At 63.2% G+C, this 437-nt stretch carries 1 protein-coding gene; it reads right to left on the bottom strand.

The features are described 5' to 3' along the window. Positions 1-437: hypothetical protein (locus tag AC1D0P_RS29940; RefSeq protein WP_477680053.1), on the bottom strand; the 437-nt coding region annotated here is incomplete at both ends.

Genomic DNA, 437 nt, shown 5'->3' with positions numbered 1-437 from the left:
GGGCAGGGGGATATCGACCTCGGGATTCAAATGACCGTCGCGAGTCACCAGCATGCGCATCATGTTCTCGGACGAATCCTCGATGCGGGCGATATAGATCATAGGCAGGGTCTGCGAGCCGTCGAAGGAGGCCCAGTTGACCACGCAGGCCGGCCGCATCGTCTCGCGGTTGACGGCGACGGACGACGTTTCCGGCAGCACGACCGGTGAGAAGACCTCGCCTTTCAAGACCTCTTCGAGATAGAGGCGCTCGGCCATGCGCGTCTGCAGCACTTCGGGAAAAGCCTTGCTGCGCAGGATGAAGTCGACCATTTCGGCGCGCAGGCGGCCGGCATCGGGGATGGCGGCGAGGCGCTCCGGCGCGGCCTTGCGGTCGTTTTCCAGTTCGAGAACGTTCTGATAGACGGGAAAGCCGGATTCGGCGCGCGAGATACGGA

The sequence above is a fragment of the Polaromonas sp. P1_G2 genome (assembly GCF_056405515.1).
The sequence above is the reverse complement of the archived record's forward strand: the minus strand, read 5'-3'. Positions and strand labels throughout refer to the sequence as shown.